Origin of the sequence: Ornithinibacillus proteolyticus, assembly GCF_039581225.1 — a bacterium.
Taxonomy (GTDB): domain Bacteria; phylum Bacillota; class Bacilli; order Bacillales; family Amphibacillaceae; genus Ornithinibacillus; species Ornithinibacillus massiliensis.
This window is the reverse complement of sequence record NZ_JBCPXV010000009.1, coordinates 82115-99524: the sequence shown is the minus strand read 5'-3', so window position 1 is coordinate 99524 and position 17410 is coordinate 82115. Positions and strand designations below refer to the sequence as shown.

The 17410-nt window shown below is 38.5% G+C and carries 15 protein-coding genes; 12 read left to right on the top strand and 3 right to left on the bottom strand.

Annotated features, from left to right (window positions below):
- Nucleotides 1-223: 223 nt before the first annotated feature.
- A complete protein-coding gene (locus tag AAIB49_RS06655) occupies nt 224-1417 on the bottom strand; it encodes an MFS transporter (protein ID WP_339213001.1) in 1194 nt (397 codons plus the stop codon).
- 276 nt (nt 1418-1693) lie between these two features.
- On the opposite strand from AAIB49_RS06655, the gene AAIB49_RS06650 reads away from it, so the two are divergent.
- From AAIB49_RS06650 to AAIB49_RS06595, 12 genes are all read left to right on the top strand, one after another.
- On the top strand, nt 1694-2602 hold the full coding sequence (locus AAIB49_RS06650; protein WP_343457562.1) for a DUF1002 domain-containing protein: 909 nt from the start codon (nt 1694-1696) through the stop codon (nt 2600-2602).
- Nucleotides 2603-3065: 463 nt separating this feature from the next.
- Complete coding sequence (locus AAIB49_RS06645) at nt 3066-4079, top strand: ABC transporter ATP-binding protein (RefSeq protein WP_186868238.1); 1014 nt, start codon at nt 3066-3068, stop codon at nt 4077-4079.
- Nucleotides 4066-4998: an ABC transporter ATP-binding protein gene (locus AAIB49_RS06640; protein ID WP_186868239.1), complete on the top strand. Its 933-nt coding sequence runs from the start codon at nt 4066-4068 to the stop codon at nt 4996-4998. The genes AAIB49_RS06645 and AAIB49_RS06640 overlap by 14 nt, the downstream gene beginning before the upstream one ends.
- 4 nt (nt 4999-5002) lie before the next feature.
- Nucleotides 5003-5965 carry an oligopeptide ABC transporter permease gene (gene opp4B, locus AAIB49_RS06635; protein WP_186868240.1) on the top strand — a complete coding sequence of 321 codons (963 nt, stop codon included), beginning with the start codon at nt 5003-5005 and terminating at the stop codon, nt 5963-5965.
- A gap of 26 nt (nt 5966-5991) precedes the next feature.
- Nucleotides 5992-6897: an ABC transporter permease gene (locus tag AAIB49_RS06630; RefSeq protein ID WP_186868241.1), complete on the top strand. Its 906-nt coding sequence runs from the start codon at nt 5992-5994 to the stop codon at nt 6895-6897.
- An 83-nt stretch (nt 6898-6980) separates the two neighbouring features.
- On the top strand, nt 6981-8807 hold the full coding sequence (gene opp4A, locus AAIB49_RS06625; RefSeq protein WP_343457561.1) for an oligopeptide ABC transporter substrate-binding protein: 1827 nt from the start codon (nt 6981-6983) through the stop codon (nt 8805-8807).
- Between the two features lie 687 nt (nt 8808-9494).
- On the top strand, nt 9495-10472 hold the full coding sequence (locus tag AAIB49_RS06620; protein ID WP_343457560.1) for an ABC transporter ATP-binding protein: 978 nt from the start codon (nt 9495-9497) through the stop codon (nt 10470-10472).
- A 39-nt stretch (nt 10473-10511) separates the two neighbouring features.
- Nucleotides 10512-11528 carry an oligopeptide/dipeptide ABC transporter ATP-binding protein gene (locus tag AAIB49_RS06615; protein WP_186868122.1) on the top strand — a complete coding sequence of 339 codons (1017 nt, stop codon included), beginning with the start codon at nt 10512-10514 and terminating at the stop codon, nt 11526-11528.
- The gene (locus AAIB49_RS06610; protein ID WP_339217890.1) at nt 11503-12480 is read left to right on the top strand and encodes an ABC transporter ATP-binding protein; all 978 of its coding nucleotides are present in this window, start codon (nt 11503-11505) and stop codon (nt 12478-12480) included. Before AAIB49_RS06615 ends, AAIB49_RS06610 begins: the two co-directional genes overlap by 26 nt.
- 38 nt (nt 12481-12518) lie before the next feature.
- The gene (locus AAIB49_RS06605; protein ID WP_339212804.1) at nt 12519-14204 is read left to right on the top strand and encodes an ABC transporter substrate-binding protein; all 1686 of its coding nucleotides are present in this window, start codon (nt 12519-12521) and stop codon (nt 14202-14204) included.
- Nucleotides 14205-14287: 83 nt separating this feature from the next.
- Entirely contained in the window at nt 14288-15289 is a 1002-nt protein-coding gene (locus AAIB49_RS06600; protein ID WP_339212802.1) for an ABC transporter permease, read from the top strand.
- 69 nt (nt 15290-15358) lie between these two features.
- Nucleotides 15359-16228 (top strand): ABC transporter permease, encoded by an 870-nt coding sequence (locus tag AAIB49_RS06595; RefSeq protein ID WP_481857844.1) that lies wholly within the window; start codon nt 15359-15361, stop codon nt 16226-16228.
- 107 nt (nt 16229-16335) lie between these two features.
- Here the strand turns inward: AAIB49_RS06595 and AAIB49_RS06590 are convergent, their stop codons facing one another.
- Nucleotides 16336-16830, bottom strand: a complete 495-nt coding sequence (locus AAIB49_RS06590) for a DUF4188 domain-containing protein (RefSeq protein WP_343457558.1) — start codon at nt 16828-16830, stop codon at nt 16336-16338.
- A 12-nt stretch (nt 16831-16842) separates the two neighbouring features.
- Nucleotides 16843-17385 carry a PadR family transcriptional regulator gene (locus AAIB49_RS06585; RefSeq protein WP_343457557.1) on the bottom strand — a complete coding sequence of 181 codons (543 nt, stop codon included), beginning with the start codon at nt 17383-17385 and terminating at the stop codon, nt 16843-16845.
- Nucleotides 17386-17410 lie beyond the last annotated feature (25 nt).

Sequence of the window (17410 nt, the reverse complement as noted above, 5' to 3'; positions counted from 1 at the left end):
ATACCTCCTGATAGGTTATTGTGTGGTTACTTTAATTTTATCAGAGGGTGTCCTTTTTGTTTACTAAAAAGAGTAAGAATATTAAAAAAGACGTAGCACTTACCATTTTAAATGGTTAGCGCTACGTCTTTAATTATTTACTGGGGTTTTGTCCCAGCCTCTTTTTTTAGAAAAGTATGAATTATCACAGTCGATATGAAGAAATTCTATTGAAATGTCATTTCTATTGTGATAACGAATGAGTTTTCTCTACTGTGTACTCGTAACGATACCAAGCGAATAGAAGAAATCCTCCACTTAAAATTAATAGTCCACTAGTTACATAGAAAACAGTGGATATGCCATTAAACCCAGCAATTAATCCTCCGAGTGCGGGACCAATGATATTGCCGAGGAACCGGAGACTTGTATTGTACCCTAATACTTCCCCTTGCATAGATAACGGTGCCTCTTGGCGGATATAAGCCATTCTTAACGGAATAATTCCTCCGATAGAAACACCCAATAAGAAACGAACGATGACAAGTTGCCAAATAGATGTGACAAACGCACCCGGTATATAAACAATACCCGCCATGAAAAGAAGGGCAATTAATATTTTTATATACCCATGTTGATCTCCTAATTTGCCCCATTTTCTGGACATCAGTAAATTACCTAGTCCGGCTGCAGAGAATGCAATACCAGAGAAAAATGCTATATTAGCGGGACCATGAATTTCTTCCACGTACAACGAGAGAATCGGTTGTACAGAGAAGTGTGCAATTTGTACTAAAGCAGAAATGAGCATGACAACTAATAAAATTGGATGTTTGATTATATGCAAAATCACTTCCTTCCTGGAATATGCTTTATGGTCTTTGTCGGTAGCAAATTCGAAACGTTCTTCCCTAATACCGAATAAAACAATAAGTCCGGAAAGGATAATGGTAATAGCTGTCCATTTAAATGTAGATGAATAACCGAATGCATCTGCTAACGCTCCACCTAGAAGTGGGCCCATCAGTGTTCCGGTTATGCTACCAGTTTGTAATGTGCCAAGTACCTTTCCTGCTATGTTCTTAGGAGTTTGCGTAGCAATAAGGGCTTGCGACATCGGAATAAAACCGGTGAAAATCCCCATGAAAAGACGGAGAATAAATAATTGCCAAACATTTGTAGCGAATCCCATTAGAAATACAGATAATCCTATCCCACTTGCAAAGAAGATTAATAGTTTTTTTCTTCCATATTTATCCCCAACTCTACCCCAGATTGGTGCAAAAATAAATGCAGCGATAAAGGTAACAAGAAATACCCAGCCAGACCAATTCTGAACATAGACATCAGAGAAATTTCCAAATGAATCTATATACAAGGAAAGAAAGGGGATTACCATTGTGGTACTTCCGGCAATAAAGAAGTTGGCAAACCACATGATTACTAAATTACGTTTTGCATTGGAGTTTTCCGTACTAATTGGTTTTTGCCTTCTTTCTGTATAATTATTTCGATAACCTAAATATACCGGAAACCGAAATAAATTTAAAGTAATAATTCTTACATAGGAAGATTATGAAGTATGAAAATTTTCCCATATAGTATTAGTTTTTCAGTTAAAAAAGTGATATTTTTGTTATATTGGGTATAATCAATGTAAGAGAATAATATTTTTTAAGACAAGCAATCTAATAAGCTAGGAAGGGGTATACGTATGAAACGATTTATGAAACTAACAGTATTGTATACATTAATTGTGAGTTTATTTGCAGCCTTTGTCATTCCTGTTAGTGCGGATGAGGCAATAAATGAAAAGCTTGGCGTGCCGATTGTTGTTTATGGAGGTAATTTAACAGACAAACAAAAAGCACAAACGGAAGACCTGTTAGAGGTAACGAACCCTGATATGGTTGATATCTTCACTGTAACAGGGGAAGACTTGGCTAAGTATATCGGAGGAAATCCGAATTCTCGAATGTTCTCCTCGGCAAAGATAACAATAGAAGAAGAGGGAGTGGGGCTCAATGTATCCATTATCACTCCTGACAATATTACAGAAGTAACAAGTGAAATGTACGCTAATGCCCTGCTTACAGCTGGAGTTGAGAATGCAACGGTTGTTGTTGCATCCCCTGTCAAAGTTACTGGCCATTCTGCCTTGACTGGTATATATAAGGCTTACGATGTTGGAGGGGTAGAGCTCGATAAAGAACGTATGGAGCTTGCTAATGAGGAATTAAATGTCGCAACAGATCTTGTAAAGGATGCAGGACTAACATCTGAGCAAGTAAGTGATTTAATCACGCAAATCAAGCAAGCTATTGCGGAACAAAACCCAGCATCTATAGAAGATATTGAAAGAATCGTACAAGAACAGTTAAGTAAATTGGAAATAACATTAAGTGATGAAGACCGCCAGTTATTAATTAATTTGTTTGAGAAAATGCGTAATTTAGATATTGATTTTGACCAAGTAAAAAATCAGCTAAACGATATTGCATCAAAAGTCCAAGGTAAAATAGAAGATATTTTAGCAGACGAAGGATTTTGGGACAATGTAGGAAGCTTCTTCAAAAAATTATTTGAAGCAATTGGGCAGTTTTTCTCTGGATTATTTGGATAATACCAATATGAGAAGCGTAAAAGGAGCACATTCCATCGAGGATGTGCTCCTTTTTATTCGTTAGAAAGTTAAAAGGATTAGTACTATACTAAATAATCAATCATTTAACGACGCTGAAGATTTAGAAGATTTAATCATAATACAAATAGACTACAAGGGTGTTAAAAAATATGAAGAAATTTGTCGAAATATAAATAGCCTTAAAACCGTTGATATACATGGGTTTTTGGGAGTTTTGCAAAATGTTACCTTAAAAGTTTTTTTAATCTTTTTTTAAATTTGACGTGCATTCTAAAAAGTTTGGTAGTATAATAGTTTTCATCACGTAATTCCAATAACACTAAATTATCAGAATAATTTAAACAATACTAAGGTTAGCCTATATCATAAATACTGTAAAAAAGTACACCCTAAAAAGGCATAATGTCTTGGGCCTACTATTACTAAATAGGGGGATAAAAAAATGTCAGAAAAGCTTCTAGAAATCAAAAATTTAAAAACCTCATTCCGCATCAAAGACGATTATCATGCTGCGGTGGATAATTTATCTTTAACGGTTAATAAGAATGAAGTTCTTGCCATTGTTGGAGAATCTGGTTGTGGTAAAAGTGCTTTAGCATTCTCCATAATGGGGCTTCATACTCGTGCGAAGATTGAAGGAGAAATCTTATATAAAGGCAAGAACATTGCCAAAATGACTCCTTCAGAATTAAACAAGGTACGTGGTAAAGATTTAGGTATGATATTTCAGGATCCACTAACTTCATTGAACCCATTAATGGAGGTTGGTGAGCAGATTGGAGAAACCTTATTTCTACACAATAAGAATATGTCCAAGAATGAACGTAGAGCAAAAGTATTAGATTTATTGAATAAAGTTGGTATCCCTCGTGCGGAACATGTTATTAACCAGTTTCCACATGAATTATCAGGTGGTATGCGTCAACGTGTCATGATAGCAATGGCAATCGCAAATGAGCCCGAACTACTAATTGCAGATGAGCCAACAACAGCACTAGACGTTACGATCCAATCACAAATTTTAGATTTGATCAATAAGCTTAAAGATGAAATGGATTCAGGTATTATTCTTATCACCCATGATCTAGGGGTAGTTGCTGAGATGGCAGACCGAGTAGCAGTAATGTATGCTGGACAAGTTGTTGAAATTGCAGATGTACAAACACTATTTGAAAATCCATTACATCCATACACAAGATCATTATTGAATTCCGTACCGAATGGTAATACAAAACAGGATCAATTACATGTTATTCAAGGGATTGTACCTTCCCTTCAGAATCTGCCAAGAGAAGGATGTCGTTTCAGTGCTCGAATACCTTGGGTAGATGAATCAGCACATGAAAAAAATCCGGAACTAAAAGAAGTAACACCAGGGCACCATGTTCGTTGTACATGCTACAAGCACTTTAGCTTCCCTGATGAAAGCAAGGAGGAACAACATGTCTTATCTTGAGGTAAATGATTTAAAAGTTCACTTTCCAATAAAGGGTGGTATTTTCGGTAGAACAGTGGGACATATAAAGGCTGTTGATGGGGTATCATTCACTTTAGAAAAAGGAAAGACATATGGTTTAGTAGGAGAATCTGGTTCTGGTAAAACAACTACTGGTAGATCCATTATCGGTTTAAATACGATTACATCCGGAAAAGTTATGTTTGATGGTCAGGATATAACGAATATTGCACGTGGCCGTTCCGAAGCGCGTAAAAATATTCAAATGATTTTTCAAGACCCATATTCATCATTAAACCCGAAAAAACGTGTGGTAGACATCGTATCTGAACCGCTACGTAACTTTGAAAATTTAACTCGTAAAGAAGAGCGTAAGAGAGTACAAGAATTATTGGAGCTAGTCGGATTAAGTCCTGAAAGTATTTTAAAATATCCCCATGAATTCTCAGGTGGGCAACGTCAACGTATTGGTATCGCTAGAGCAATCGCATTAAAACCAAAACTTATTATTGCGGACGAGCCAGTTTCAGCACTAGATGTTTCGGTGCAAGCTCAAGTATTAAACTTTATGAAAGAGATTCAAAAGGAACTTGATTTAACATATCTGTTTATTAGCCATGACTTAGGAGTAATCAAGCACATGTGTGATGATATCGGAATTATGTACAAAGGTCGCTATGTGGAAGCAGGTACTGCAGAGGACATCTTTAACAATCCTCAGCATATTTATACGAAGCGCTTAGTGGCGGCAATTCCGGATATTGATCCTAAAAAACGTGAGGAAAAACGTCAATTCCGTGAAGAAGTAAAAATGGAATACGAACAATCCTACAATGATTACTTTGATGAGGAAGGTTTAGCCTATAAATTACAGCCAGTGTCTGACACGCATTTAGTGGCTTTACCTGAGAAAGGTTGATAATATGTGGAAATTTACATTACGTCGTACATTAATTATGATTCCTCAATTAATTGTTCTTAGTATTTTAATTTTCGTACTAGCACAATTAATGCCAGGGGATGCACTATCAGGGCAAATTGACCCGAATGTTGATCCAAAAAGACTGGAAGAGATTCGTGAAAATTTGGGTTGGAATGACCCATGGCATGAACAGTACGTAAGATGGATGGGAGGCGTGCTTCAGGGTGATTTAGGACAATCGTTCCGTTTTAAAATGCCTGTTACAGAACTAATTGGGCAACGTATTGTCAATACATTCTGGTTATCGGTAGCAACATTACTCTTCACCTATCTGATCGCTATTCCACTAGGTATTGTTAGTGGCCGATACAATGATACATGGCGTGATCAATTGATTACTGGTTATACGTATGTTGGCTTTGCTACACCATTATTCATTTTTGCACTTGTAATGCTTTGGTTATTCGGTTTCCAATTAGGTTGGTTCCCAACTAGTGGTAGTGTAACACCGGGGCTTGAACCTGGAACGTTTGACTACTTTATGAGCAAACTTTATCACTTGTTACTACCAGCATTGTCCATGGCACTAATTACAACATATAGTACGATTCAATATTTACGTAATGAAATTGTTGATACGAAGCACAAAGACTTCATTTTAACAGCTAGAGCAAAAGGGGCTTCTGAGAGACGAGTCTATAATCGCCATATTTTAAGAAACTCACTTTTACCGATTGCGGCATTCTTTGGATTTGAGATTACGGGGTTAATTGGTGGCTCTATTTTCATTGAGAACATTTTTGGATATCCGGGAATGGGTCAATTATTAGTAGAATCCATTAGCTTACGTGATTACACGGTATTAACTGCAACTACATTATTATTCGGTGTTGCATCGATTGTTGGGGCATTATTATCTGACATTATCTTAAGTATTGTAGATCCAAGAATTCGTATTAAATAAGAATAGGTAATCGTGAGGTGAAATAAATGGAAAACAATAAAGCAGAAGAATTGAAAACGAAGGAACCGATAAAAAGCCCTTCTGGTATGAGTATAATCTGGCGTGAGCTAGTTCGAGATAAGCTAGCATTAATCTCTTTAATCTTCTTAATCTTAATTATGGCATTTGTATATGGTACATCCCTTATATTAGACCAAGATGAAATTGTAACAGTAGACTTGTTATCCATCTATGAGCCGCCGGGTGAAGATTTTATCTTAGGTACTGATTACGGTGGTCGTGACATCTTTGGACAATTAATTATTGGGACAAAGAATTCCTTATCGATTGCATTACTTGTAACAGCTATGACGGGAATTATTGGGATAGCCTATGGTTTAATCGCTGGTTACTTTGGTGGTCATATTGATAATATCATGATGCGTATTTTGGATTTCTTCTTAATCCTACCGTTTACGATGATTGTCATTGCATTCGTTGCAATTGTACCAAAGTATAGTGTATGGACCTTCTCTCTCATTATGACGGCATTTCTCTGGATGGGAATTGCCCGTTTGATCAGATCGAAGGCTTTACAGGAAAAGGAATTAGATTATATCCAAGCATCGAAAACACTTGGTAGCTCTAATTTCAAAATTATCTTTACACAATTACTACCAAACTGTAGCTCACTTATTATTGTAACGATGACATTAAACTTAGCTGCTAATATTGGTCTAGAATCAGGTCTATCATTCTTAGGATTTGGTTTCCCAGAGAGCACGCCTAGTTTAGGTACATTATTAAGCTATGCGACCAATCCACAAACATTAGAATATAGATGGTGGATTTGGGTGCCTGCTTCGGTATTAATTTTACTTCTAATGTTGTCTATTAATAATGTTGGACAAGCATTAAAACGTGCAACAGACGCAAGACAAAGAAGAGGATAAAAAATCTGTACTTGTTACTCCTTGGCCGCGTCAACGGGATGGCCAAGGAAAACTATATCTATAAAAATAGGGAGGCAACTATGATGAGAAAGACAAGCAAATGGCTTTTAGCTCTTATGCTCGTATTATTGCTTGCACTTGCTGCATGTGGCGGCGGTAGTGACAATGAGTCTTCTGAGGACAAAGGGGATAATGGTTCAGAAGATAACAAAAACACGGAAGCAAATGAAGATGGTATCTTCCATATTGACGATTTCAATATGACTGCTTCAAACAATGGTGAAGAACTTGAAAATGGTTCACTAACTTATGGTATCGTGTCAGATACGGTACTAGAAGGTACATTTAACTTCAACTTCTATTCAGGTAATCCTGACTATGAAGTAATTGCATGGTTTGATGAGCCTTTATTTGACTCAGATGCTAGCTATACGTACACACAAGATGGTGCTGCCACTTGGGAAGTGGATGACACTGGTAAAGTGTACACTTTACAAATTAAAGACGGTGTTAACTGGCATGATGGTAAACCTGTAACAGCTGAGGATTGGGAATTTGTTCACTATGTTATCGGTCATCCAGACTATGATGGTATCCGTTATGGGTCTGACTTTGAAAACATTGAAGGAATGAAAGAGTATCATGATGGTGAAACAGATACCATTTCTGGTATTAAAGTAATTGATGATAAGACATTACAAATTACCTTTAAAGAAGGTGGTCCTTCTCTTATTACTGGAGGAATTTGGCCATATGCATTACCAAAACACATCTTCGGTGATATGGATGTAAAAGAAATGGAAGAATCTGATGCGGTTCGTAAAAATCCGATCGGAATGGGACCATATAAAGTAGAATCAATTGTACCTGGTGAGTCTGTTGTATTAAAAAGAAATGAAGACTACTGGAGAGGTACACCTGCTTTAGAAGAAGTTACAGTGAAAGTGGTATCTCCTTCTACAGTAGTTCAAGAATTAAAAACTGGTGGCGTTGACATGGTCAATAGCTTCCCAACAGATCAATTCCTGGATAATGCAAACATGTCTAATGTTGAATTCTTAGGATCTATTGATAATGCATACACATACATTGGTTTTAAATTAGGTAAATGGGATGCTGAAGAAGGTCAAGTAGAGGTTGACCCTAATGCTAAAATGGCGGACGTAAATCTACGCCGTGCAATGTGGTATGCTGTAGATAATAATGCAGTTGGTGACAACTTCTATAATGGGTTACGTTGGAATGCAACATCATTAATCATTCCATTCTTCCCAGAATATCATAATCCTGATATTGAAACACCAACATACGATCCAGATGAAGCAAATCGTATTCTAGATGAAGCTGGATATGAAGATGTTGATGGTGATGGATTCCGTGAAACTCCAGACGGTGAAAAATTAGTTATTAACTTTGCATCAATGTCTGGTGGAGATACTGCTGAGCCACTAGCTCAATACTACATCCAATCATGGGGTGCAGTAGGTCTAAATGTACAATTAGTTGATGGTCGTTTATTAGAATTCAACTCATTCTATGATCGTATAAAAGAAGATGATCCAGAAATTGATATTTTCCAAGGTGCTTGGGGTACTGGTACTGATGTAAACCCTGCTGGTATTTTTGCTGGGAACTCAAATGCTAACTACCCACGTTGGACTAATGAAGAAAATGATCAGCTATTAGCTGAAGGTTCTTCTATGAAAGCAATGGACACAGAATATCGTAAAGAAGTATACGACAAGTGGCAACAACTAATGGTTGATAACATTCCGTTGTTCCCAACTCTATATCGTGCAAAAATCGTTCCAGTAAATAACCGTGTAACGAACTATACACTTGATCCTGAATCAGATCTTCAACGTTACCAAATTGGTGTAACAGAAGAAAAAGCTGAAGCAGCTGAATAATAATAGCGAAAAAGAAGTCACTTAGTGTGGCTTCTTTTTTGGTAGAGAGGAAGGGTTGAATATCTTTCCCGCTAGCATAAGCAAAACTTCCATTCGTAGAAAGATGAGCGAATGGGAGTTTTTTATTTTTACTTGAAGCAGCATGCGACTGAAATTTGGTGAGATAGGCCCACGTGGGGAGGAGATGGGCCCAAATAGCGGGAGGATGCGTCCGTCTTGTGAAGAGATGAGCCCAAACAGAAGAGATAAACCCACCCCGAGAGGAGATGAGCTAAACAGGAGAAAGATGATTCCGCCCTGGTAGGAGATGCCCCCACCCGGGCTTTTTTAGTTATATTCTTCTCCGTATAAATCCCTATAATTATCAACAATGTAACGGCTTTTAGCTATAAGTAATAGAACTAATTATCTAAAAACTTTTAAAAAAATGTTAAAAAAAAGCTTGTTAAAACTCAGAAAATAATATATACTTTAAAAAAATAAATAATATGTTACAGTTTTATTACGAAAGTAGCGAAATGGCATATCTACTGTGATAGATAATGACTTAAATTTTTGGAAAATTAATACTATAAATAATGGGGCAGACACTACTAGACGCTATACAACATGAATATCTGCTCTTTAATATGTTAATAAAACATTTATATATTAAATTTTTGCAATTTTTAGTTAGGGGGATTAAGGTTGGCAGAGAAGTTATTGGAAATCAGAGATTTGAAGACATCTTTCCGGATTAAGGACGATTATTATGCAGCGGTGGATAATGTTTCACTTACGGTAAATAAAAACGAAGTGCTAGCCATTGTTGGGGAATCTGGCTGTGGTAAGAGTGCATTAGCCTTCTCTATTATGGGATTACATAATCGTGCAAAGATGGAGGGAGAGATTTTATTCAAAGGAGAAAACATAGTCGGAATGACTGCGTCAAAGCTGAATAAGCTACGCGGGAATGATATGGGTATGATTTTCCAGGATCCATTAACTGCCCTTAATCCATTAATGAATATCGGTAATCAAATAGGAGAAACATTACTCCTTCATAAAAAAGACCTTACCAAGAATCAGCGTAAAGAAAAGGTAATTGATCTACTAAGTAAAGTTGGAATTCCACGTCCAGAACATGTGTATGAGCAATTCCCGCATGAGTTATCTGGGGGGATGAGGCAAAGGGTAGTTATCGCAACTGCTATAGCAAATGATCCGGAATTACTCATTGCGGATGAGCCAACAACTGCTCTTGATGTTACGATACAATCTCAGATATTAGACTTAATTAAAGATTTAAAGGATGATTTGGATTCTGGTATAGTTCTTATTACCCATGATCTAGGGGTAGTTGCTGAAATGGCAGACAGGGTGGCAGTGATGTATGCCGGGCAAATCGTTGAAATTGCAGACGTCATGACTCTGTTTGAAGAACCATTACATCCATATACGAGATCATTATTTAACTCTGTTCCAAATACACAAGAAGGACAAGATAAATTGCATGTTATTCAAGGTATTGTACCTTCATTACAAAAATTGCCACGTGAAGGTTGTCGCTTTGCTCCAAGGATTCCTTGGGTGGCAGAAACAGCGCATGAAGCAAATCCAGGGAGGTTTATAGCTAATTTTACTCACCTAGTAATATCACAAGCAAAAATTCAATATGCTACTTAAAAAGGTCTAGAAAAGCAACGACCAAAGGGGGTTACTTGTGTGTCAGATGAAGTTCTAAAAATTGTAGACCTACATACACACTTCTTTACCGATCAAGGAGAAATTCCTGCTGTAGATGGTGTAAGTATTACTGTACATAAGGGAGAAGTAGTTGGCATTGTCGGTGAATCAGGCTGTGGAAAAAGTGTTACCTCTCTATCGATTATGCAATTGGTACCCAGTCCTCCCGGAAAAATCGTAGGAGGGTCCATCTATTTTAAAGATGAAGATCTTCTAAAAGCATCAAAGAAAAGAATCAAAGACATACGAGGTAATGAAATATCTATGATATTCCAAGAACCAATGACCTCGTTAGACCCATTATTCACAATTGGTAATCAGTTGCGCGAGGCAATTCGAATCCATCAAAAGGTATCTAAAAATAAAGCTAACCAAAAGTCGATTGAGATGCTTAAGCTAGTAGGAATACCACGCGCAGAGGAAGTCATGAACGAATATCCACATCAATTATCCGGTGGTATGCGACAGCGGGTGATGATTGCCATCGCGATGTCTTGTGATCCAGAGATACTGATTGCCGATGAACCAACAACCGCATTAGATGTGACGATACAAGCTCAGATTCTAGACCTCATGAAGAAGTTAAATAAAGAGAAGGATACTGCTATTTTATTGATTACACATGACCTCGGTGTCGTAGCTGAAATCTGTGACCGAGTAGTGGTTATGTATGCTGGTCAAGTAGTAGAAGAAGGCACCACCCGAGAGATATTAAAAGATCCAACACATCCCTATACGAAGGGGCTAATCCGCTCCATTCCAAAACTCCATGAAAAAAATCAAAAACTATACTCCATCCCTGGTACGGTTCCAAAACCCAAGATGGGGATGAACGGCTGCAGGTTCAAAGATCGTTGTGAATTCGCCTTTGAACGTTGCAGTACAGAAACTCCCGAACTATTTTCCTTAGCTAACAATCGTTCCAGCCGGTGCTTTTTATTAAACGATGGAGAAAGGAAGGTAGTACATGATGCACAATCCAATATTAGAAGTTAATCATTTAAAGAAATACTTTGACATCCGTGGTGGGGTGCTTGGAAAAAAGGTGGGCGAGGTAAAGGCAGTAGATGATGTTTCATTTACCGTTAACCCCGGAGAAATATTAGGAATCGTTGGAGAGTCCGGCTGTGGTAAATCGACAACCGGAAAAAGCATACTCCGACTGATTGAACCTACTGATGGAGAAGTAAAATTTGAAGGGCAGGACGTAACGAAGCTGAACGCCGAATCGATGAGAAGGCTACGCCGAGATATGCAAATCATTTTCCAAGATCCGTATGCTTCTTTAAACCCGAGGCATACCGTGGAAAAGATTATTAGCGAGCCTCTCTTAGTTCATGGCATGAGCAAATTAGAACGCAAAGCTCGTGTGAAGGAATTGTTAGAGGTTGTTGGGCTCAGCAACTATCACGCCTCCCGCTACCCACATCAATTCAGTGGGGGACAAAGACAGCGGATTGGTATTGCAAGAGCATTAGCGAATAACCCAAAACTCATTATCTGTGATGAGCCTGTGTCAGCACTTGATGTTTCCGTACAATCTCAAATTCTCAACTTAATGGAAAGCTTACGCGATCAATTTAACTTAACCTATGTCTTTATCGCTCATGATTTAAGCGTAGTTAAGCATATCAGTGATCGTGTAGGTGTTATGTATTTAGGTAGATTGGTAGAACTAACGGAAAAAGACAAACTCTACGATGAACCGAAACACCCATATACAAAAGCACTTCTTTCCGCTGTACCAGTACCTGACCCGGATGTGGAAAAGGAAAGAATTATATTGCAAGGTGATGTTCCAAGTCCATCTAATCCACCTTCTGGCTGCGCATTTCACACCAGATGCCCGATGGCGATGGAGATTTGCAAACAGGTAAGGCCTGAGTTTGAACCAGTTGAGGTTAATCATTTTGTTGCCTGTCATTTATACAATGAGACAGCGCAATGAAATATTACAATATTAAAATGTTAATAGGGGGAATTTATGTGAAGTTTAAACAATCACTGTTTATCACACTATTTCTAGCTTTTCTTTTATTATTGGCTGCATGTAGTGGTGGCAATGAGACTGAGGAAACAGACAATCCAACAGATACTGACTCTACCGAAACAGATGATACGGAAAACGAAACCGAAGAAGCAGCAGCTGGTGGCGGGGATCAAGTTCTAATCTTTGCACGTGGTGGTGATTCAGAGAGTCTTGACCCTGGTAGTACAACAGATGGGGAATCCTCTAGGGTAACAAAGCAGGTGTTAGAAGGGTTACTTGATTTTGATAAGGAATCTTTTGAGGTAGTTCCTTCGTTAGCCCACGACTGGAAAGTTTCTGAGGACGGGTTAACCTATACCTTTTATTTAGAAGAAGGGGTAACATTCCATGACGGAACAGAGTTTAATGCAGAGGCAGTTAAGGTTAACTTTGAACGTTGGTCAGATCCAGAACACGATTATTCCTTTTCAGATGATGGCTACGTCTACTCCATGTACGGAACGATGTTTGGCGGGTACAAAGGAGATGAGGGGCATGTCATTAAGGAAATTAACGTCATCAATGATCATGAAATCGAATTTGTCTTAAATCGACCTTTAGGGTTCTTCTTACAGAATATGGCGATGTCCTACTTTGCTATTACGTCACCAGCTGCTCTTGAGGAATTTGGTTCAAGAATTAATGAAAATCCAGTGGGTACTGGTCCTTTTAAATTTGTCAGCTGGAGTAAGGATGATTCCATAGTTTTAGAGAAATTTGAAGACTATCGTGTCGAGGGGCAGCCAAAATTAGACCGTGTCGTATTTACGGTTATTCCGGATAACGCGGCGCGCCTTATCGCACTTCGTTCTGGAGAAATTGACATTATGGATGGATTAAATCCAGATGATGCTGCCGGCGTTGAAACAGATGAAAATCTAATTCTTCACGAACGGGCAGAGAATAACTTTGGTTATGTTGGCTTTAATGTTGAAAAGGAACCATTTACAAATAAAACACTACGTCAAGCCATCAGTTATGCTATCGACCGTGAAGCGATTGCAGATGCCTTATATGCTGGGTATGCTGTACCAGCTAAAAACCCATTACCTCCAAGCTATATGGGGTATAACGATGAAATAGAAGGCTATCCATATGATGTTGACAAAGCGAAGGAGCTATTAGCCGAAGCTGGTTATGCAGATGGACTGGAAATCGAATTATGGACAATGCCTGTTGCTCGTCCATATATGCCAGACCCAGAAACTGTTGCGGTTATTATTCAAAGTAATTTAGCTGACATCGGCATTACGGCTAAGATTGTCAGAGAAGAATGGGCTCCATATCTTGAGAAAACAATGAACGGGGACCATCAAATGTATATGCTGGGCTGGTCCGGTACGAATGGGGACCCTGATTATTTCTTAAGTAGCTTACTTCACGGTAGTAATGTTGGAACGAGTAACCGTGAATTCTATGCTAATCCAGAAGTAGATAAGTTACTTGATGCAGCTAAAGTAGCTATAGACCAAGATGAACGTGCTGAATTGTATAAACAGGCACAAGCCCTAATAGCAGAAGATGCTCCAATGGTTCCATTAGTGCACTCTCGACCTGTTTTAGCAACAACATCACAAGTAAAGAATTATGTACCACACCCATCAACAAGCGAATCCTTAGCAGAAGTCGAAATTGAGAATTAATGTAACAGAGATAAGGGTAGTAGTACTTTCTACTACCCTTCCCTCTTATAGACTTGGATTTCCCAAAAGACTGAGGTGAAAGAATGTTCTCCTATACCGTCCGTCGTTTACTAATGCTCATTCCCGTCTTAATCGGGATGACACTCATTACATTTTCTATTGTCCATCTAATCCCAGGTAACCCTGCACAAGTCATCTTAGGAGAAACCGCAAGCGAAACAGCCATAAGAGACTTGGAAGAAAGCATGGGACTAAACGAACCATATGCCATACAATATTCCATTTATATAGCTGATCTACTTCAGGGTGATTTAGGAACATCATTAAAAACAAAGACGCCTATCGCCGAAGAAATATGGCCTTATATTGCAGCTACATTTGAATTAACCTTATTTGCGATGGCGTTCGCAATCATTATCGGTGTGAATGCAGGAATTATTAGTGCATGGAGGCAAAATTCGTGGTTTGACTTTCTCGCCATGTTAGTTGCTCTAATTGGCGTATCGATTCCCGTGTTCTGGTTGGCATTAATGGAGCAATGGATTTTTGCTCAAGAACTAAGCTGGTTTCCTTCGAGCGGAAGACAAGATAATCGAGATCCAATGGAACCTATTACATATTTTTATGTACTGGATTCTATATTACATGGTGATTTTTCTAGGACCGTGACCATATTAAAGCACTTAGTATTACCAAGCATCGCCTTAGGAACCATTCCTATGGCTATTATCGCTAGGATGACTCGTTCCAGCATGCTAGAGGTCATGAAGTCAGATTACATTAGAACCGTACGTGCTAAAGGATCTGGCCAGTTCTTAATCATTTATAAGCATGCGCTTAAAAATGCCTTGATCCCTGTCCTAACTGTCATCGGTCTTCAAACCGGAGTTCTATTAGGTGGCGCAATATTGACCGAAACGATATTTAGTTGGCCAGGTGTTGGTCGTTATATCTACGAGGCTATTACGTATCGGGACTACCCGGTTATACAGTCCGGCATCTTAGTTATTGCTTTTTTATTTGTGATCATTAATCTGGTTGTAGACCTACTCTATAAATTTATTGATCCAAGGATTAATTACTAAGGGGGGCGGGTCATGAAAATACAAGATAAGAATGAAACAACCACACAACATAATCATTTGAGCGTTACCATGCAACCAGAACAAGAAGACATAAAAGCCATATCACCATGGAAGGATTCCTTACGTCAGCTGCGTAAAAACCCTTTCGCAATAGCCGGTATGATTATCATTCTCTTTTTTATTTTAATTGCTCTCTTGGCTCCTTTGATTACGTCCTATCCATACGATAAGATTAATCCAGTTAATCGCCTACAGCCGCCTTCTGGTGAGCATTGGTTTGGTACTGATGATGTTGGGAGAGATATTTTTACGAGAATCGCTTATGGGGCAAGGATATCCCTACAGGTTGGATTTTTCGCTGTTACAGGTGCTCTTCTTTTCGGTACCTTGCTTGGCGTTATTGCTGGGTATTATGGAAGATGGATTGATATGATCATTTCACGTATATTTGATATTTTACTAGCCTTTCCTAGTATTCTCCTTGCCATTGCGATTGTAGCAATCTTAGGAGCGTCTCTACAAAATGCGTTAATCGCTATTGCGATTGTTAATATCCCGATATTTGGTAGACTAATACGATCTAAAGTAATTAGTTTACGAGAAGAAGAATTTATTATGGCAGCAAGAGCCCAAGGGATGAAGAATGGAAGAATTATTTTTCATCACATACTACCAAATAGTGTTGCCCCGATAATCGTTCAAGCAACATTAAGCTTTGGTACCGCTATTTTAGAAGCAGCAGCACTTGGGTTCCTAGGGCTCGGCGCTCAGCCACCTGATCCAGAATGGGGAGCAATGCTAGCAAGCTCTCGTGACTTTATCCAATTAGCACCATGGACATTAATTTTCCCAGGTGTATCGATTATGTTAGTCGTATTAGGGTTTAACCTTGTTGGAGATGGGTTAAGGGATGCACTTGATCCGAAAATGAAGAATTAGGAAATATAAAGGGATTAGCTCCTAATGTTGGGGGCTAATCCCTTTTATCCTAGCAAGTTTAAACATCTCGCGGAAATCTATGACACCCCTTCTTACCACCAAAACCATTAGTTTGAAGAATTTGTCTTTACTGCTGATAATCGTTTTTTAGCTGTTCTGATGTCTGGTGTAATGAGGCGATGTTTTTTTGCCTTTGCTAGACCAAATAATGGCATATTACCGTACACCGATTCATAGCTTCCCTTTGGAACGGAATAGGTTTCATGATAAATACCGACCGCCTCATTATCTCCGACCTTCTGATTAAACTCTCTCCAGGCAGCTAAATGTTTAGCACCCCTAGCATAGGCTAGTAAATCTTCCGTTGACCGCCAATAGGAAATCATAATAGTTGTACGCAATCCATAGAAGCTTTCCATGGAAAGAAAGCCTAATTCGTCTTTATTTGCATATAACTCCCTGATCATGCCGGGCATAGCTTTAAACACCGGAAACCATTTATGGATTGCCCACCGTTTATTAATCCTCATTCCAATCATAAATACGACGACATCCTCATTATTTTCTGTTGTGTATCTACCTGGATATACTTTCTGCCCCATCCATACTCCCCCTTAACTTAATTTATTGATCGTATCCTTACACCACTTCAATTCAGCTGCCGTTATTTGTTTACCGTAATCTAATGTAAACAGCCAATATTGCGCATCCGCCTTCTCTATAGAATGAATCTGAATTAATTCCTCTATTTCCTCATATGTGTGAAGCCGTTCTTGTAAAATTTCTTGATAATGCACTAAATAATCGATAGTAGTTTCCTTAGGCTGATGTCGACTAAAGAATAGCTTTAGGAGTACCTCATTCTTTGCCACAGGGATATTTTCTAATGGTGAGGAGAGCCACTGACGAAGTTCCTCCTCCCCCGCTTCGGTAAGAAGGTACTCTTTTACATCTGGTTTTCCATCCTGGGGTATATCTTGTACAGTTGCTAGCCCATCCTCTACTATTTGCTTCAGCGTTGGATAAATTTGTCCGTAGCTTATTTTCCAAAAGTGATTCAAGCTCGTATCCATCATTTGCTTCATTTGATAGCCTGTTCTACAGCCTGTTGTTAGTAAGCCTAATATTGCATATTTTGTATGATTTGTTTTCGCCATGTTAACACCTATCTTTTTGATATAT

Excerpts from the sequence above, each read along its gene's own strand:
- AAIB49_RS06655 (WP_339213001.1), bottom strand. The coding sequence starts at position 1,417 with ATGTGGTTTGCCAACTTCTTTATTGCCGGAAGTACCACAATGGTAATC.
- AAIB49_RS06650 (WP_343457562.1), top strand. The coding sequence starts at position 1,694 with ATGAAACGATTTATGAAACTAACAGTATTGTATACATTAATTGTGAGT.
- AAIB49_RS06645 (WP_186868238.1), top strand. The coding sequence starts at position 3,066 with ATGTCAGAAAAGCTTCTAGAAATCAAAAATTTAAAAACCTCATTCCGC.
- AAIB49_RS06640 (WP_186868239.1), top strand. The coding sequence starts at position 4,066 with ATGTCTTATCTTGAGGTAAATGATTTAAAAGTTCACTTTCCAATAAAG.
- opp4B (WP_186868240.1), top strand. The coding sequence starts at position 5,003 with ATGTGGAAATTTACATTACGTCGTACATTAATTATGATTCCTCAATTA.
- AAIB49_RS06630 (WP_186868241.1), top strand. The coding sequence starts at position 5,992 with ATGGAAAACAATAAAGCAGAAGAATTGAAAACGAAGGAACCGATAAAA.
- opp4A (WP_343457561.1), top strand. The coding sequence starts at position 6,981 with ATGAGAAAGACAAGCAAATGGCTTTTAGCTCTTATGCTCGTATTATTG.
- AAIB49_RS06610 (WP_339217890.1), top strand. The coding sequence starts at position 11,503 with ATGCACAATCCAATATTAGAAGTTAATCATTTAAAGAAATACTTTGAC.
- AAIB49_RS06600 (WP_339212802.1), top strand. The coding sequence starts at position 14,288 with ATGTTCTCCTATACCGTCCGTCGTTTACTAATGCTCATTCCCGTCTTA.
- AAIB49_RS06595 (WP_481857844.1), top strand. The coding sequence starts at position 15,359 with ATGCAACCAGAACAAGAAGACATAAAAGCCATATCACCATGGAAGGAT.
- AAIB49_RS06590 (WP_343457558.1), bottom strand. The coding sequence starts at position 16,830 with ATGGGGCAGAAAGTATATCCAGGTAGATACACAACAGAAAATAATGAG.
- AAIB49_RS06585 (WP_343457557.1), bottom strand. The coding sequence starts at position 17,385 with ATGGCGAAAACAAATCATACAAAATATGCAATATTAGGCTTACTAACA.